Here is a 16,404-nt window from a genome sequence, read left to right on the forward strand (position 1 = left end):
TCCTTCGGTCCGACCGTTTCCGGTTTTTCCCTCCGGGCTTTCCCTTCGTGTTCACTACCGTACCCCATTCCCGGACCGATTCATAATCGGCTTCCCCGAATTGGATTTTGGCGCACCAAAAGCCAACCCGATGATCGGGAGGACGTAGTTAGTGGGTGGCCGCTCGTCCCGCGGAGCCTTGTGTGAACCAGGCCCGCCGTTTCAGCGACTCGGACTACGTTACGCAGGCGCGGCGGCCGAGTCAAGCTCGGCCGCCGCCCAAACGTGGATTTCCGGCCGTGTCAGGCCAGTTCGACCGCCCCGAGGTTGCGCTTGCCCCGGCGCAGGACCAGCCAGCGGCCGTGGATCAGGTCGCTCCGGGCGGGTACCGCGTCCTCCCCCACGACCTTGGCGTTGTTCAGGTAGGCGCCGCCCTCCTTGATGGTGCGGCGGGCGGCGGACTTGCTCGGGGCCAGCTCGACCAGCGCCAACAGGTCGGCGACCGGCGCCAGTTCGCTCACCTTGGCGTGCGGCAGCTCGCTCAGGGCCGCGGCGAGGGTGCCCTCGTCGAGGTCCGCCAGCTCACCCTGGCCGAAAAGTGCCTTGGAAGCGGCGATGACGGCCGCGCACTGCTCGGCGCCGTGCACCAGCTCGGTCAGCTCCTCGGCCAGCGCCCGCTGTGCCGCCCGGGCCTGCGGCCGCTCGGCGCTGGCCTGCTCCAGCTCCTCGATCTGCGCGCGGGAGCGGAAGCTGAAGGTGCGCAGGTAGCGGGAGATGTCGCGGTCGTCGGCGTTCAGCCAGAACTGGTAGAAGGCGTAGGGCGTGGTCAGTTCGGGGTCGAGCCAGACGGCCCCGCCCTCGGTCTTGCCGAACTTGGTTCCGTCGGCCTTGGTGAGCAGCACCTGGGTGAGGGCGTGCGCGGGGCCGTGCGGTGCGTTGCCCTCGACCCGGCGGATCAGGTCGAGGCCGGCGGTGATGTTGCCCCACTGGTCGCTGCCGCCGATCTGGAGCGTGCAGCCGTACGTCCGGTACAGCTCCAGGTAGTCCAGCGACTGGAGGATGACGTAGCTGAACTCGGTGTAGCTCATGCCCTCGCCGTCGAGGCGGGTCTTCACCGTCTCGCGGGCGAGCATCTGGTTGACGCTGAAGTGCTTGCCGTAGTCGCGCAGCAGCGCCAGGGCGGAGATGCCCTCGGTCCACTCGTAGTTATTGGCCATCACCGCCTGGGTGGGGCCGGCGGTGTCGAAGTCGAGGAACGCGGCGAGCTGGCCGCGGAGCGCGGCGACCCACTGCTGGACGGTCTCCACGTCGTTGAGTACCCGCTCGGCGCTGGGCTTCGGGTCGCCGATCAGTCCGGTGGCGCCCCCCACGAGGGCGATCGGCCGGTGGCCGGCGAGCTGGAAGCGGCGCAGGGTCAGGATCTGGGTGAGGTGGCCGACGTGCAGGCTGCGCGCGGTGGGGTCGAAGCCGCAATACAGGGTGAGGGGACCGTCCGCGAGCGCCTTGCGCAGGGCTTCCTCGTCGGTGGTCTGGGCGAGTACGCCCCGCCACCGCAGCTCGTCGACGATGTCCGTCACGGTGTCCGTGTCTCCTTGGGTCTGCGGCCTGCTCGGTCCGGCACCGGCCTGCCCGGGCGCCGGGGCGCCTGGTGGGCCTGCCGCCAGGGTGCCTGGCTTCCTGGTACCAGCGTGCCTGAGGTCTGGGTGTGGCGGCGATTCGATTATCCGCGCTTGCGCGGGGTGTGCGGGCGGTAGGGGCTGACGGTGGGGTCGCCGTCGATCCAGTAGCGCCAGGGGTGTGCGGCGCCGTCGCCGCCGACCCCGGTGCGGGGGCCGCTGCGGACGGCGTCGGGGGCGGGCGGGGTGCCGGTCAGGACGCGGAAGGGACCGCCGTCGGCGGCGCAGGCGTCGGCGCCGTTGAGGCCGCGGTCGACGCCGAGTGCGGTGGCGAGCCGGGCCGGGCCCTGGGCGAGGTCGGCGTCCTTGCGGGAGGTGGGGCGGCGGGGGCGGGCGAGGTCGGTGCCGGCGGTGATCCGGCCGGCGCGCAGCAGCACCCCGCTGGCGGTGCCGGGCGGGCCGCAGACCAGGTTCAGGCAGTGCCACATGCCGTAGGTGAAGTAGACGTAGGTGTGGCCGGGCGGGCCGAACATCACGGCGTTGCGCTCGGTGCGTCCGCGGTAGGCGTGGGAGCCGGGGTCGTTGGGGCCGTCGTACGCCTCGACCTCGGTGAGCCGCAGTTCGATCGGGCCGTCGTCGGTGCTGCGCACCAGGGTGCGGCCGAGCAGGTCGGGAGCGATCTCCAGGACGGGCCGGTCGAAGAAGGCGCGCTCCAGCGGGGTCCGGGTCGGTGGCGTGCTCACGAGGCAGGAGCGTAGTCGACGGCGGGTGGGTGCCGCGGGGATCGGTCGGGCAGGCCATAGGCTCGGACCAATCCGTTCCCAACAGGAGGTGTCGAGGTGACCGAGCAAGCGCGACGGCCGCTCCCCCATGACTTCCACCCGCCGGTGCCGGCGTTCACGGTGGTCAGTGACGATGTGGCGCCGGGTGCGGCGCTCAAGGACGACCAGGTGTTCGCGGCCGGCAACCGTTCGCCGCACCTGCGGTGGGAGGGTTTCCCGGCGGAGACGAAGAGCTTCGCGGTGTCCTGCTACGACCCGGACGCGCCGACCGGCAGCGGCTTCTGGCACTGGTCGGTGTTCGACATCCCGGTGTCGGTGACGGAGCTGCCCGCGGGTGCGGGGTCGGGGGACTTCGCCGGGCTGCCCGCGGGCGCGGTGCAGGTGCGCAACGACTACGGGACCCGGGACTTCGGCGGTGCCGCGCCGCCGCCCGGGGACGGCCCGCACCGCTATGTGTTCACGGTGTACGCGGTGGACACGGAGAAGCTGGGTCCTGACGCGGACGCGACGCCGGCGGTGGTGGGCTTCAACCTCCGCTTCCACGCGCTGGCGCGGGCGCAGCTGATCGGTGTCCACGAGGTGCCGGCCGACGCCGGCTGAGCCCGCCCCGCCTGCCCTCCCGGGGCCGGTGGCCCCTGTACGCGGCCGGAAACTCCGTTGTCCGGTACGGCGCCGGGGGTCACAGTGGTGCCACCTGAAGGACCCCGGGAGGTGGGCGGACATGCGTGAGACGCTGGTGCTGAATGCGAGTTTCGAGCCGCTGTCGACGGTGTCGCTGCGGCGTGCGGTCGTGCTGGTGATGCAGGACAAGGCCGTTGTCGAGCAGGCCCATCCCGGTCTTCGGGTGCGCGCGGCGCGGGTGGACGTGCCGATGCCGCAGGTGATCAGGCTGTGCCGGTATGTGCGGGTGCCGTTCCGACAACGGGCGCCGTGGTCGCGGCGCGGTGTGCTGGTACGCGACCGGCACCGCTGCGCGTACTGCGGGCGGCGGGCGACGACCGTGGACCATGTGCAGCCGCGGTCGCGCGGGGGCGGCGACACCTGGCTGAACACGGTGGCGGCGTGCAGCGAGGACAACCAGCGCAAGGCGGACCGTACGCCGGAGCAGGCGGGGATGCGGCTGCTGGTACGGCCGTTCGAGCCGACGCCGGCCGACGCGCTGCTGCTGGCGCTGGGGGCGCGGGACCGTACGGACCTGCCGGAGTGGCTGGCGCTGCCGGCGTGAGGCGGCCCGGGCGCGGCCCGGCGCGGGCTACTTCAGCAGGAGCTGGACGATCGCCGCGATGCCGACGGCGACGATGAGGCCGCGCAGTGCCATCGGCGGGAGGCGGCGTCCGACCCGGGCGCCGATCAGCCCGCCGATGGTGGCGCCGGCGGCGATGAGGGCGACCGCCGCCCAGTCCATGTGGGCGATGACGACGAAGAAGAGCGCGGCGATGCCGTTGACCATCGCGGCGAGCACGTTCTTCAGTCCGTTGATCCGCTGGAGCGACTCGTCGAGGAGCACCCCCATCAGGGACATGTAGATGACCCCCTGCGCGGCTCCGAAGTACCCGCCGTAGATGCTGGCGAGGAAGAGTCCGAGCAGGAGGACGGGTCCGCCGTGCACGGGGGCGGCGGACCCGCTGCGCTGCCGGCTGGCCTGGAGGGCGCGGGTCAGCCGCGGTTGCAGGACCACCAGCACCAGGGCGAGCGCGATGAGGACCGGCACGATCGCGTGGAACGCGCCGGACGGCAGGTTGACCAATAGCACGGCGCCGATCGCGCCGCCGACCAGGCAGACGGCGCCCAGGCGCAGCAACCGGCCGCGCTGGCCGGCCAGTTCGCCGCGGTAGCCGATGGCGCCGGCCACCGAGCCGGGCACCAGGCCGAGGGTGTTGGAGACGTTCGCGGTGACGGGCGGCAGGCCGACGGCCAGCAGGACGGGGAAGGTGATCAGGGTGCCGGAGCCGACGATGGTGTTGATGGTGCCCGCGCCGATTCCGGCGGCGAGCACGGCGACGGCTTCCGCCGGTGACATGGGTCCTCCGTGATCGGTGCGCGTCCTGTGCGCCGTGGCGGCCGGGGGGTTCCGGGGGGGTGCCGGACGGCGGTCGGGGGCGCGGCGATCATGCCACACCGGTGCGCCCGGGCCGGGACGGCCCCCGGAGTACGGGCTCCGGGGGCTTCCGGGGGTGTGCTCCCGGGTCAGTCCTTGTCGAAGGGCGGGGCCTCGCGGCGCGGTGCGGGTGCGGCCGCGGGGCGGGTGGCGGGGGGCGCGGCGGCCGCGCTGCCCGGGGCGGGCGCGGGAGCGCCGCCGTTGCCCGCGCCGTTGCCGCCGCCTCCGTTGCCGGTGACGCCGGGGATGTTGACGATGCCGCCGAGGCCCTTGAGCGCGTCGTTGAGTTCGCTGGGGATGATCCAGAGCTTGTTGGCGTCGCCCTCGGCGATCTTCGGCAGCATCTGGAGGTACTGGTAGGCGAGCAGCTTCTGGTCCGGGTCGCCGGCGTGGATGGACTCGAAGACGGTGCGGATCGCCTGGGCCTCGCCCTCGGCGCGCAGCGCGGCGGAGCGCGCGTCGCCTTCGGCGCGCAGGATCGAGGACTGCTTCTCGCCCTCCGCGGTGAGGATCTGGGACTGCCGGATGCCCTCGGCGGTGAGGATCGCGGCGCGCTTGTCACGGTCGGCGCGCATCTGCTTCTCCATCGAGTCCTGGATGGAGGTGGGCGGCTCGATCGCCTTGAGCTCGACGCGGTTGACGCGGATGCCCCACTTGCCGGTGGCCTCGTCGAGGACGCCGCGCAGCGCCGCGTTGATCTCCTCGCGGGAGGTGAGGGTCCGCTCCAGGTCCATGCCGCCGATGATGTTGCGGAGCGTGGTGACGGTGAGCTGCTCGATCGCCTGGATGTAGCTGGCGACTTCATAGGTGGCGGCCCGGGCGTCGGTGACCTGGTAGTAGATGACGGTGTCGATGTTGACCACCAGGTTGTCCTGGGTGATCACCGGCTGCGGGGGGAAGGGCACGACCTGCTCGCGCAGGTCGATCCGGTTGCGGATGGTGTCGATGAACGGGACGACGATGTTCAGCCCGGCACTGAGGGTGCGGGTGTAGCGGCCGAAGCGCTCGACGATGGCGGCGCTGGCCTGCGGGATGACCTGGACCGTCCTGATCAGCGCGATGAAGACGAGCACCACCAGGATGATGAGGACGATGATGATGGGCTGCATGGTCACTCCGGCGCCGGGTTGAGTGCGGATGGAGCACGTACTACAACAACATGATCAATTGTCGCAGACGGTAGGCGTGCCGTGCGCGGGGTTCCGCGAATTCCCGGCGCCGGGCGGCCCGTTGGCTGCGGTGGGCGTGGCGACTACATCTACATCACGACGGCCGTCGCGCCGTCGATCTCGACCACGTCCACGTGCTGGCCGGGGTCGAAGACGCGGTCGTGTTCCAGGGCGCGGGCCGACCAGATCTCACCGGCGAGCTTGATCCGTCCGCCCGTGCCGTCGTCGACCCGTTCGAGCACCAGGGCCCGTTTGCCCTTGAGCGCGTCCACCCCGCTGCGCTGGCCGGCGCTCTGCCGGTTCCGGTAGGCGATCGGCCGGACGAAGACCAGCAGCGCCACGGAGACCACGACGAAGACGATGACTTGGGCGACGATGCCGCCGCCCATGCCTGCCGTGACCGCTCCGCCGACCGCGCCGACCGCGAACATGCCGAACTCGGGCATCGCCGTGATCACCAGCGGGATGCCCAGCCCCACTGCGGCCACCAACCACCACACCCATGCGTCCACGGGGTCAATCGTAGGCGTACTCGGGGCAGTTGCGGCAGTGCGCGATCCGGACGGCGGTGCCGCGGGCTACTTCAGCGGCAGTCCGGCGGCGGTCCAGCGGTCGCCGCGGCGCTCGACGACGAGCGGCAGTCCGAAGCAGTGCGAGAGGTTGCGCGAGCTCAGCTCGGTGTCGATGGGGCCGGCGGCGATCACCCGGCCCTGACGGATCATCAGCACGTGGGTGAAGCCGGGCGCGATCTCCTCGACGTGGTGGGTCACCATGATCATGGAGGGCGCGATCGGGTCGCGGGCGAGCCGGCCGAGCCGGCGGACCAGGTCCTCGCGGCCGCCGAGGTCGAGGCCGGCCGCGGGTTCGTCGAGCAGCAGCAGTTCGGGGTCGGACATCATCGCGCGGGCGATGAGGGTGCGCTTGCGCTCGCCCTCGGAGAGGGTGCCGAACTTCCGGTCGAGGAACTCGGTCATGCCGAGCCGGTCGAGGAAGGCGCGGGCGCGGTCCTCGTCGACCTGTTCGTACCCCTCGTTCCAGGTGGCGGTCATGCCGTAGGCGGCGGTGAGGACCGTCTCCAGGACGGTCTGGCGGCGCGGCATCTTCTCGGCCATCGCGGCCCCGGCCATCCCGATCCGGGGGCGCAGCTCGAAGACGTCGACGTTGCCGAGCTTCTCGCCGAGGATCTGCACGGTGCCGGTGCTCGGGTAGAGGTAGCTGGAGGCGACGTTCAACAGGGTGGTCTTGCCCGCGCCGTTGGGGCCGAGGATGACCCAGCGCTCCCCTTCGGCCACCGACCAGGAGACCCCTTCGACCAGAGCCCGTCCGTCGCGGACCACGGATACGTCCACCAGCTCCAGTACATCGCTCATGAGCGCGTTGTCTCCCCTTGCATCTCGGCAGTCTCGGCAGGTCGGTGTGCCGGGATCGGCACGGGCCGGAAGGAACAACCCCCGGGGAAAACTTACGCCACCGCGCGGCCGGTCCAGTCCATAGGCTGGGGGCATGCTTGATGAACCTCGTTCAGGGCGGCTGACGGCGTGGGGAAATGCCCTGCTTGCCGGACTTGCCGCCCCTGATGACGTCGCCCAGCGGATCTCGGCCGAGGACGCGGTGCACCGTGTCGCCGGGCTGCCGGGCGAGCCGGCGCCGGTCGGGCTGACCCTGGCGCTGGGCCGGCTCCGCGCCCTGGGCGCCACCGGGCTGCGGCTCGCGCTGCCGGTGGCCGGGCACCCGCTCGGGCTGACCGGGCCCCCGGAGTTCAACGCCCGCGCGATGGCCGCCGGTGAGGCGGTGCTCACCGTGGGCGCGGTCGCGCTCGGCCTGGTGCCCGAGGTCCACGAGGCCGGGCCGGTCGGCGACCTGCACGTGGACGTGGAGTGGCAGTGCCTGCCGGTGCGGGACGCGCCACCGGCCGACGTGCCCTCGCTCGGCGAGGCGGAACGCGAGCTGGCGGAGGCGCTGCGCGACGCCACGGACGCGCTCGCCCAGCTCGACGTCGCCGGCGCGGGGCCCGCCGCCCAGGCGGCGCTGGAGGCGTACCGGGCCCGGGCCGAGCGCGGGCGCGAGGTGCTCGCGCCCGGCTACCCGCCGCGCGCGGTGCGGGTGCTGGAGCTGGCGCAGCGGGTGGCGGCGCTGGTGTCGATAGCGTCCGACGGGCACGGCGGCGCGGTGAGCGCCTCGCAGATCGCCGCCCGTGCGGAGTTGCTGCGCCCGGTGGAGCGGACCGCCCGGCGCGCGCAGGTCGCGGCGTACAACGCGTACGTGGAGGAGACCGAGCGCCGCAGGCCCTGAGGGGCCGGGGTCGCGGGACAGCGCGCGGGCCCCGCGGGCGGCGTACGGTGACGTCGGCCGCGGGGCCCGTGCGGGTTGCCGTCCGGAGGGGGTCAGACGGCAGGCGGGGTCACGTGTTGGCGCCGGTGTTGCCGAAGGCCGGGTTGAGCAGGCCGATCACGTTGACGGTGTTGCCGACCACGTTGACCGGGACGTGCACCGGGACCTGCACGAGGTTGCCGGAGACGACGCCCGGGGACTTCACGGCGGCACCCTGCGCGCCCGAGTCGGCCGAGGCCGCACCGGCACCGGCGGCGAGGAGCCCGCCCGCCACGAGGGTGAGGGTCGCGGCCTTCTTCAGGTTCTTCACTTCGAACTTCCTCCTTGCGAGACGTGCCGCGGCCATCCGCCGCGGCACGCCATGGAGAACGGTCCGCCGCCGCTGGGGATGCGCACCCCGGAGGACATACACCCGACAGTATGAATCTCACTCCGCCAAGCGCGGGTGCGCGGGCGTGGCGCACCGGCGCCCGCGGGGGCGTGCCGCGTGCCCGCGCACGCCAGGTCAGGCGCCTGCTCGCACGGCAGATCAGTTGCCGACGCCGTTGCGGACCGCCCACAGCGCGGCCTGGGTGCGGTCGGCGAGGTCGAGCTTCATGAGGATGTTCGACACGTGGGTCTTGACGGTCTTCTCCGAGAGCACCAGGGCGCGGGCGATCTCCCGGTTGGAGCGGCCGTCCGCGATCAGGCCCAGCACCTCGCGCTCGCGCTCGGTCAGCGTGCTGCCGCGGCCGGTGCCGCCGGCCGGCTGGTCCGGGGCGAGCAGCGCGCCGGCCACCTCCGCCTGGAGCAGGACGTGCCCGGCGTGCACCGAGCGGATGGCGTCGGCGAGCGCGACCGGGTCGACGTCCTTGTAGACGTATCCGGCGGCGCCGGCCCGCAGCGCGGGGACCACGGTGCGCTTCTCGGTGAAGCTGGTCACGATCAGGACCCGGGCGGGGCTGTCCGCCTCGTGCAGCAGCCGCAGCGCCTCGATGCCGTCGGTGCCGGGCATCTTGACGTCCATCAGGATCACGTCGGGGCGCAGCTCCAGCGCGCGGGCCACGCCCTCGTCGCCGTCGGCGGCCTCGCCGACCACCTCGATGTCGCCCTGGACCTCCAGGAACGTCCGCAGGCCGCGGCGCACCACCTGGTGGTCGTCCACGAGCAGCACCCGGATCACCTTGTCAGCCACCTGGCACCTCCATCTCGACGACGGTGCCCCGGCCGGGCTCCGACTGCACGCTCAGCGAGCCGCCGACGCCGTCGGCGCGGTCCCGCATGGAGACCAGCCCCAGGTGGCGGCCGGCCCGGCGGACGGCGGTGGGGTCGAAGCCGCGGCCGTCGTCGCGCACGCGCAGGGTGGCGCCCCCGCCGCCGTGCCCTTCGAGGGTGACGGCGACGCTCCGCGGGTGGGCGTGGCGCAGCGCGTTGTGGGTGGCCTCCTGGGCGACGCGCAGCAGGGCCTCCTCCTGCGGTGCGGGCAGGGCGCGCATCCGGTCGGCGTGGAAGGTCACGCGGGCGGCGTGCACCCGGTCCAGGACGTCGGCCTGGGTGCGCAGGGTGGCCACGAGGCCGTCGTCGTCCAGGGCGGCCGGGCGCAGCTCGACGACGACGGCGCGCAGCTCGTCGGCGGCCTCGGCGGCGAGCGCGGCGACCTGCCGCAGCTCCTCCTTGGCGCGGGCGGGGTCGGTGTCGACGAGGGCGGCGGACGCCTGGGCGGTCAGCCGCAGTGAGAACAGCTTCTGGGAGACCGCGTCGTGCAGTTCGTGGGCGATGCGGGCGCGCTCCCCGGCGAGGGTCAGCTCGCGGCTGCGCTCGTGCAGGCGGGCGTTGGTCAGGGCGATCGCGGCGTGGTCGGCGAGGATGCGCAGGAGGTCCTCGTCGTCCTGGGTGAAGCCCGCGGGGGCGGCCGGACGGTTCTCGGCGGGCGGTGTTTCCCTGGCGGGCGGTGTTTCCCTGGCGGGTGGTGTGTCCCTGGCGGGCGGCGCGTTCTTGTTCGCCAGGAAGATCGCGCCGAGGATCTCGTCGCCGTCGGCCACCGGCATGCCGATGAAGTCCTTCATCACGGGGTGGGCGCGCGGCCAGCCGGCGAAGCTCTCGAAGTCGCGGACGTCGGCGAGGCGCTGCGGGGTGGCCTCGCGGAGCATGGCGGCGAGCACGCCGTGCTGCCGGGGCAGCGGGCCGATCGCCTTCCACTGCTCGTCGCTGACGCCGTCGACCACGAACTGAGCGAACCCGCCATGGTCGTCGGGCACCCCGAGCGCCGCGTACTGGGCGTCGAGCAGCTCGCGGGCAGAGCCCACGATGGTCTGGAGGACCTCGCGCACCTCCAGCCGCCGGTTCATCGCCACGATCGCGGCGCTGACCGCTTCGATGCCGCCTCGCGGCGCCCGTCCGGACATGTCTCCACGGTACTCGGCGCAGGTGACACCCCGTATGCGCCGCCGGACGTACGGTCCTGGTCCGCTCGTCGTAGGGCTCGGCGTAGGGCGAAGGGCCCGCGGGGGTTGCGGCGGGCGCCCGAGGCCCGGGGCGGGGCGGCGTTCCTACGGTGGGGGCAACGGGTCCGGCGACCGCGCCGGGCCGTGGCGGAAGGCGGGGACCATGCCGGTGGCGATCATCACGGGCGCGTCGCGGGGGCTGGGCCGCGCGCTGGCCGAGGGGCTGGCCGGCCGCGGCTGGGATCTGGTGCTGGACGGCCGCGACGCGGACGCGTTGCGCGCCTCCGCCCAGGACCTCATAACGGACAAAAGTCACGATGCCCTATATATAGGGGACAAAGGTACGGCGGGTGCGGCGCCCGGCCGGGCGGCCGCGGGCCGGGTGCGGGCGGTGCCCGGCGACGTAACGAACCCGGCGCACCGCGCCGAGCTGCTCGCGGCCGCCCGGGAGCTGGGCGGCGGCGCGGGCCCGGACCTGCTGGTCAACAACGCCAGCGCCCTGGGCGCCGAACCCCTGCTGCCGCTGGCCGAACTCCCCGAGGACGGGCTGCGGGCGGCCCTGGAGACGAATGTGCTCGCGCCCTTCGCCCTGATCAGGGCGGCCCTGCCGGGGCTGCGGGCGGCCGGCGGCGCGGTGCTGAACATCAGCTCGGACGCGGCCGTGGCCGCCTACCCCGCCTGGGGCGGCTACGGGGCGAGCAAGGCCGCGCTCGACCACCTGTCGGCGGTGCTGGCGGCGGAGGAGCCGGCGGTCCGGGTGTGGTGGGTCGACCCGGGCGACCTGCGGACCGCGCTGTACGCGGCCGCGGTGCCGGACGACCCCGGCTTCGCGCAGCGCCCGCTGCCGGAAGAGGTCGCGCCCGCGCTGTTGCGGCTGCTCGACGGTCCGGCGCCCGGCGGCCGCTATGTCGCCGCCGAGCTGGCGGGTCCGCAGACGCCGGCCGGACCGGACCCCCTGGCCTCGCCGGCCGCTCCCGCCGAGCCGGGGCGGGCACGATGAGCGCGGCGGCGCCGGCGGCCCCGGTCACCTGCCCGACCTGCGACGACGAGGCGGACCGGCTGGACGCCGGGAGCCTGGCCGACCTGCGGCTGCCGCCGGAGCTGTCGGCGGCGGCGCCCGCGCCCCGCCGCGACGCGGTACGGCTGCTGGTCGGGCGGCAGGGCAGCGGCGAGGTCTCCCGCCACGGCTTCCGCGAGCTGCCCGGACTGCTGCGGGCCGGGGACGTACTGGTCGTCAACACCTCGCAGACCCTGCCCGCAGCGCTGGACGGCCGGATCGACGGCGGCGGCGCACCGGTCGTGGTGCACTTCTCCACCCGGCGTGACGACGGCCGCTGGGTGGTCGAGCTGCGCTCCCCCGACGGGCGCGGCACGACCGTACGCCGGCCGGGCGGACCTGCCGGCGCCCAGGTGCGGCTGGAAGGCGGCGGCCGACTGGTGCTGGAGCACCCGCTGGACCCGGCGGCCGACCGGCTGTGGGTGGCATCGGTGCGGGTGCCCGACCTGGTGCGGCACCTGCGGCGGCACGGGCGGCCGATCCGCTACGGGTACACCGCCCGCGACCAGCCGCTGTCGGCCCACCAGACGGTCTTCGGCACGCCGTCGGCCGACGGGCGGGGCTCGGCCGAGATGCCGAGCGCGGGCCGGCCGTTCACCGCGCCCCTGGTCACGGCGCTGGTCAGCCGGGGGGTGCAGATCGCGCCGATCGAGCTGCACACGGGGGTGGCGTCCGCCGAGGCGCACGAACCGCCGTACCCCGAGCCGTACACGGTGCCGGCCGGCACCGCGTGGCAGGTGAACGCGGCCCGGGCGGCCGGCGGGCGGGTGGTGGCGGTGGGCACCACCGCGGTGCGCGCGCTGGAGTCGGCGGCCGACGGGCGCGGCCGGGTGCGGGCGGCGCACGGCTGGACGGACCTGGTGATCACCCCGGAGCGCGGGGTGCGCGCGGTGGACGGCCTGCTGACCGGGCTGCACGAGCCGCAGGCGTCGCACCTGCTGATGCTGCGGGCCCTGTCGGGCGACGGCCTGCTGGCCCGGGTCTACGCGGAAGCGCTGCGCGGCCGTTTCCGCTGGCACGAGTTCGGAGACGTCAACCTGCTGCTCCCATAAGGGCCTTCGGGCCCCGAATAAGCGTCACATAAAGCGCCTCCTCCGTCACCATCCGCGACGCAGGGGGCGCGCCCCTGTGACCTCACCGATAGGGCCTGCGTCACATACTAAGCCGCTTAGTGGAATTCACCGCGGCAAACGCGCGGACATATCACGGAAACTGCCTCGGGCACTTCGGCCGCGGCTACGAGCCACGCTCGTAGCCAGGCTCATTGACCCCCGATTTCCGACCCTCTAACAATTCTCGGGTCCCAATCGGAAGAGGTAATCCCGCATGCAGCTCCCCACGATCCCGAAGATCGGCCGACTGTCCAGGAAGCACAAGATCACGGCGGCCGGTGTCGCCGCCGCCGCGGCCGTTGCGCTGACAGTCACCGGTCTCGAGGCGACCGCTGGTGGGTCGGCTGTCGCCGACGGCGACCCGACTGGGTTCTCCGTGTCCACCGGCGACCAGGTCAAGGGCATCAGCCCCGAGTCCGGCATGGCCTCCCAGAAGGCCATCAAGGACCAGAGCGACGCTCAGCAGAAGGCCGCCGCGGCAGCGGCGAAGAAGAAGGCGGCCGCTGAGGCCGCGGCGAAGAAGAAGGCCGCCGACGCGGCGGCCGCGAAGAAGAAGGCGGCGGCGCTGGCCGCCGAGCGCGCCAAGGAAGCGGCCAACCGCTCCACCCAGCGCACCACCGTCAAGAAGACCGCGCCGGTGACGAAGAAGTCCACCACGGCCACCAGGTCGACCGGCACGTCGACGGCCACGTCGACCGCCAAGTCGACCACCGTCTCGAAGACGATCACCGCGACGCCCGTCGCCGTGACCTACCCGAACAACCTGGACGGCTGGATTCGCCAGGCCCGCGCCGTCCTGGCCGCGCACAACATTCCGGTCCCGACCTACAACGGCATTTACCGCAACATCATCCGGGAATCGTCCGGAAACCCGAACGCGATCAACCTGTGGGACTCGAACGCCGCCAAGGGCATTCCGTCCAAGGGCCTGCTCCAGACGATCGACCCCACGTTCAACGCGTACCACGTCTCCGGTACTTCGTGGAACGTCTACAACCCGGTCGCGAACATCGCCGCCGCGTGCAACTACGCGTACCACGTGTACGGCGGCATGGACAACGTGAACTCGGCGTACTGACCGGCGTATCCGCTGAATGCGGGAAAACACGAGGGCGGTGGGACCTGTGCGTCCCACCGCCCTCGCGCGCAACCTGGCCGGCCCGGCGCCGGCTACTTCCGCATGACCTCGGGTTCGTGCCGGCGCAGCAGCCGGGCGACGACGACGCCGCACAGCACGGACATCACCACCAGCACCAGGACGTCCAGCGTCCAGGCACCCGCGGTGTGCTGCCACAGCGCGTCGTGCGTCTTGCGGGTCGGGTCCCACGGCAGCAGCGTGTTGAGGCTCGCCGTGGCACCGGTGCCGGCCACCGCCCAGCGGGCCGGCATCAGCCAGGCCAACTCCTCCACCCCGGGCTTGCCGTAGAGCTGGAAGAGCACCCCGGTGAAGACGATCTGCACGATCGCGAACATCACCAGCAGCGGCATGGTCTTCTCCGCCGTCTTCACCAGCGCCGAGATGATCAGGCCGACCATCATCGAGGCGAAGCCGAAGACGATGATGACCACGGTCATCTCCACGCCCGGGTGGCTGTGCAGGACGACGCCCTCGGTGGGCATCTTGCGCGGCGCGAAGCCGATGCCGCAGATGATCGCGCCCTGGAGCGCCGTGATCAGGCCGAGCACGATGACCTTCGACATCAGGTACGCCGACCGGGACAGCCCGACCGCCCGTTCTCGTTCGTAGATCACCCGCTCCTTGATCAGTTCGCGGACGGAGTTCGCCGAGCCGGCGAAGCAGGCGCCGACCGCGAGGATCATCAGGATGGTGCCCGCGTCCTTGTTCTGGAGGAACGGCGGCTTGCCGAAGCCGAGTCCGTAGTCGGCGGGGATCAGGATGCTGACCACGCCGAGCACCGCGGGCAGGATCACCATCAGCCCGATGAAGCCCCGGTCGGAGAGGATCACCGACAGGTAGCGCCGTATCAGGGTGCCCAGTTGGGAACCCCACGCCTGCGGCTTGGGCGGCCTGGCCGCCTGGTACGGGATGTAGTGCGCGGCCTGCGGGGCTGCCTGGTCGAGGTGGGCGGCATACGTCTGGTAGTGCTGCGAACCGCGCCAGCGGCCGGACCAGTCGTAGTCGCGGTAGTTCTCGAACGCGGAGAAGACGTCGGCCCAGTTGTCGTAGCCGAAGAACGTCAGCGCCTCGTCCGGCGGGCCGAAGTACGCCACCGCGCCGCCCGGCGCCATCACCAGCAGCTTGTCGCACAGCGCCAGTTCGGCCACCGAGTGGGTGACGACCAGGACCGTGCGGCCGTCGTCGGCCAGGCCGCGCAGCAGCTTCATCACGTCGCGGTCCATGCCCGGGTCGAGACCGGAGGTCGGCTCGTCCAGGAAGATCAGCGACGGCTTGGTCAGCAGCTCCAGGGCGACCGAGACGCGCTTGCGCTGGCCCCCGGAGAGCGAGGTGACCTTCTTGTCCGCGTGGATGTCGAGCTTCAGCTCGCGCAGCACCTCGTCGATCCGCGCCTCGCGCTCCGCGGTCGCGGTGTCGCCGGGGAAGCGGAGCTTGGCGGCGTACCGCAGCGCGGTCCTGACCTGGAGCTCCTTGTGCAGGATGTCGTCCTGCGGGACCAGGCCGATGCGCTGGCGCAACTCGGCGAACTGCTTGTACAGGTTGCGGTTGTCGTACAGCACCTCGCCCTGGTCGGCGGGGCGGTAGCCGGTCAGCGCGCGCAGCAGCGTCGACTTGCCGGAGCCGGACGGGCCGATGACGCCGATCAGCGACTTCTCCGGCACCCCGAAGGAGACGTCCTTCAGGATCGTCTTCGTGGTCTTGCCGTGCGGCACCGTGACCGACAGCCGGCGCGCGGAGAAGGACACGTCGCCGGTGTCGACGAACTCCTCCAGCCGGTCGCCGACCAGCCGGAAGGTGGAGTGGCCGACGCCCACGATGTCGTTGGGGCCCAGCAGGTGGCGCTGGACCGGCTGGCCGTTGACATAGGTGCCGTTGTGGCTGCCGAGGTCGACGATCTCGTAGCGGCCGTCGGGGTGCGCGCGGAACTCCGCGTGGTAGCGGGAGACCTGGAGGTCGGAGACGACCAGTTCGTTCTCCAGCGCACGGCCGATCTTCATCACCCGGCCCAGCGCGAGCTGGTGGAAGGTGGTGGGGCTGCGCATCCCGGCGCCCGGTGCGCCCTGCGGCGGCTGCGGCGCCCCGGCCTGCGGCGGCACCCCCGGCTGGGGCTGGGCGCCCCAAGCCTGCTGCGGCGGGGCGGCCTGCTGCGGCGGCGCCGCGTGCTGCTGCGGTACCCCGTGCTGGGGCGGCGCGCCCCATCCCCCGGCGCCCGGCTGCCCCTGCTGCGGTGCGGCCTGCGGCGGCGCCGCGTACATCTGCGGCTGCTGCGGCGGGGGTTGGTACGGCGGCTGCGGCTGCGGGTGCGCCTGCGGCGGGGCCTGCTGGTAGGCGGCGGCCGGCTGGGGCGCCTGGTACGGCGCCTGCGCCGGCGCGGTGAAGTTCAGCCGGGGCCCGTCGGTCGCGTTGCCGAGGTTGACCACCGCCCCCGGGCCGAGGTCGGTGTGCTGGACCCGTTGGCCCTGTACGAAGGTGCCGTTGGTGCTGCCCTGGTCCTCCAGCAGCCAGCCGCGCTCCCCGCGGCGGATCGTGGCGTGCCGCCAGGAGACTCGCGCGTCGTCGAGCACGAGGTCGCCCTGCGGGTCCCGGCCGAGGCTGTAGGACCGGGACGGGTCCAGTGGCCAGGTCTGTCCGTTGAGTTCAAGTACGAGTTCAGGCACCCCATGCCCCATTTGTTGTCCCCCGAAGTCCCCCATGGAGGG

At 72.9% G+C, this 16,404-nt stretch carries 16 protein-coding genes; 6 read left to right on the forward strand and 10 right to left on the reverse strand.

The genetic code is table 11. From position 1 onward, the window contains the following. Positions 1-281 precede the first annotated feature (281 nt). Together tyrS and AC3EVP_RS12885 are read right to left on the reverse strand one after the other, a co-directional pair. Positions 282-1,556, reverse strand: a complete 1,275-nt coding sequence (gene tyrS, locus AC3EVP_RS12880; RefSeq protein ID WP_335973114.1) for a tyrosine--tRNA ligase — start codon at positions 1,554-1,556, stop codon at positions 282-284. 143 nt (positions 1,557-1,699) lie between these two features. Then, the gene (locus tag AC3EVP_RS12885; RefSeq protein WP_435129443.1) at positions 1,700-2,338 is read right to left on the reverse strand and encodes a DNA-3-methyladenine glycosylase; all 639 of its coding nucleotides are present in this window, start codon (positions 2,336-2,338) and stop codon (positions 1,700-1,702) included. Between the two features lie 96 nt (positions 2,339-2,434). Here AC3EVP_RS12885 and AC3EVP_RS12890 point away from each other — a divergent pair, with 96 nt between their 5' ends. Together AC3EVP_RS12890 and AC3EVP_RS12895 are read left to right on the forward strand one after the other, a co-directional pair. Further along, entirely contained in the window at positions 2,435-2,977 is a 543-nt protein-coding gene (locus AC3EVP_RS12890; RefSeq protein WP_435129446.1) for a YbhB/YbcL family Raf kinase inhibitor-like protein, read from the forward strand. A gap of 121 nt (positions 2,978-3,098) precedes the next feature. Then, positions 3,099-3,602 (forward strand): HNH endonuclease, encoded by a 504-nt coding sequence (locus AC3EVP_RS12895; protein WP_335973122.1) that lies wholly within the window; start codon positions 3,099-3,101, stop codon positions 3,600-3,602. 27 nt (positions 3,603-3,629) lie between these two features. Here the strand turns inward: AC3EVP_RS12895 and AC3EVP_RS12900 are convergent, their stop codons facing one another. The 4 genes from AC3EVP_RS12900 to AC3EVP_RS12915 form a co-directional block, all read right to left on the reverse strand. After that, positions 3,630-4,397: a sulfite exporter TauE/SafE family protein gene (locus AC3EVP_RS12900; RefSeq protein WP_435129450.1), complete on the reverse strand. Its 768-nt coding sequence runs from the start codon at positions 4,395-4,397 to the stop codon at positions 3,630-3,632. Between the two features lie 167 nt (positions 4,398-4,564). After that, positions 4,565-5,584 carry an SPFH domain-containing protein gene (locus AC3EVP_RS12905; protein ID WP_335973128.1) on the reverse strand — a complete coding sequence of 340 codons (1,020 nt, stop codon included), beginning with the start codon at positions 5,582-5,584 and terminating at the stop codon, positions 4,565-4,567. Positions 5,585-5,733: 149 nt separating this feature from the next. After that, on the reverse strand, positions 5,734-6,144 hold the full coding sequence (locus tag AC3EVP_RS12910) for an NfeD family protein (protein ID WP_335974110.1): 411 nt from the start codon (positions 6,142-6,144) through the stop codon (positions 5,734-5,736). A 78-nt stretch (positions 6,145-6,222) separates the two neighbouring features. Continuing rightward, positions 6,223-7,014: an ABC transporter ATP-binding protein gene (locus AC3EVP_RS12915; RefSeq protein ID WP_335973131.1), complete on the reverse strand. Its 792-nt coding sequence runs from the start codon at positions 7,012-7,014 to the stop codon at positions 6,223-6,225. Positions 7,015-7,147: 133 nt separating this feature from the next. Between AC3EVP_RS12915 and AC3EVP_RS12920 the strand changes: the two genes are divergently transcribed. Next, positions 7,148-7,936: a hypothetical protein gene (locus AC3EVP_RS12920; protein ID WP_335973132.1), complete on the forward strand. Its 789-nt coding sequence runs from the start codon at positions 7,148-7,150 to the stop codon at positions 7,934-7,936. 109 nt (positions 7,937-8,045) lie between these two features. Here AC3EVP_RS12920 and AC3EVP_RS12925 read toward each other — a convergent pair whose 3' ends face one another. From AC3EVP_RS12925 to AC3EVP_RS12935, 3 genes are all read right to left on the reverse strand, one after another. Further along, positions 8,046-8,285, reverse strand: coding sequence for a chaplin family protein (locus tag AC3EVP_RS12925; protein WP_335973134.1), 240 nt, complete (start codon positions 8,283-8,285; stop codon positions 8,046-8,048). A gap of 219 nt (positions 8,286-8,504) precedes the next feature. After that, positions 8,505-9,149: a response regulator gene (locus tag AC3EVP_RS12930; RefSeq protein ID WP_335973137.1), complete on the reverse strand. Its 645-nt coding sequence runs from the start codon at positions 9,147-9,149 to the stop codon at positions 8,505-8,507. After that, positions 9,142-10,359 (reverse strand): GAF domain-containing sensor histidine kinase, encoded by a 1,218-nt coding sequence (locus tag AC3EVP_RS12935; protein ID WP_435129456.1) that lies wholly within the window; start codon positions 10,357-10,359, stop codon positions 9,142-9,144. The genes AC3EVP_RS12930 and AC3EVP_RS12935 overlap by 8 nt, the downstream gene beginning before the upstream one ends. A gap of 202 nt (positions 10,360-10,561) precedes the next feature. Between AC3EVP_RS12935 and AC3EVP_RS12940 the strand changes: the two genes are divergently transcribed. The 3 genes from AC3EVP_RS12940 (at position 10,562) to AC3EVP_RS12950 (ending at position 13,645) form a co-directional block, all read left to right on the forward strand. Continuing rightward, a complete protein-coding gene (locus tag AC3EVP_RS12940) occupies positions 10,562-11,398 on the forward strand; it encodes an SDR family NAD(P)-dependent oxidoreductase (protein ID WP_435129459.1) in 837 nt (278 codons plus the stop codon). Further along, the gene (locus AC3EVP_RS12945) at positions 11,395-12,507 is read left to right on the forward strand and encodes an S-adenosylmethionine:tRNA ribosyltransferase-isomerase (protein WP_435129462.1); all 1,113 of its coding nucleotides are present in this window, start codon (positions 11,395-11,397) and stop codon (positions 12,505-12,507) included. Before AC3EVP_RS12940 ends, AC3EVP_RS12945 begins: the two co-directional genes overlap by 4 nt. A gap of 274 nt (positions 12,508-12,781) precedes the next feature. Continuing rightward, on the forward strand, positions 12,782-13,645 hold the full coding sequence (locus AC3EVP_RS12950; RefSeq protein ID WP_435129465.1) for a transglycosylase SLT domain-containing protein: 864 nt from the start codon (positions 12,782-12,784) through the stop codon (positions 13,643-13,645). A 92-nt stretch (positions 13,646-13,737) separates the two neighbouring features. On the opposite strand, the gene AC3EVP_RS12955 is transcribed toward AC3EVP_RS12950, so the two are convergent. Continuing rightward, complete coding sequence (locus AC3EVP_RS12955; protein ID WP_435129468.1) at positions 13,738-16,374, reverse strand: FHA domain-containing protein; 2,637 nt, start codon at positions 16,372-16,374, stop codon at positions 13,738-13,740. Positions 16,375-16,404 lie beyond the last annotated feature (30 nt).

The sequence above is a fragment of the Actinacidiphila sp. bgisy144 genome (assembly GCF_057708105.1).